We start from the raw sequence: 247 nt of genomic DNA, 5'->3' as shown, positions 1-247 counted from the left end.
AGGTAGCACCGTTCACCGTGACTGACAAGACACTCGGCTGCGTAACTGGGTACGTGCCGCCATCTGACGCGTACTCATCAAAACCCCATAGGCCGTTCCCCGAGGTATAGGCGCGGAATGATTCAATGAGCCCCTGCTTAACGATATACGCGGACGGCAATGCGTCACTGGCGCTGGGCAGCATGTCAACAGACTGAAGCGTACCCATGTGGAATGCGTTGCTGGTCTCAGCCACATCGAGCCACAT

Annotated in this window: 1 protein-coding gene; it reads right to left on the bottom strand. The window is 56.7% G+C overall.

Annotated elements, in window-relative coordinates:
- Positions 1-247: hypothetical protein (locus AC1RPR_RS08980; protein ID WP_481763603.1), on the bottom strand; the 247-nt coding region annotated here is incomplete at both ends.

It is taken from the genome of Dellaglioa sp. CoH-57-MRSF-22, from assembly GCF_056781895.1.
The sequence above is the reverse complement of the archived record's forward strand: the minus strand, read 5'-3'. Positions and strand labels throughout refer to the sequence as shown.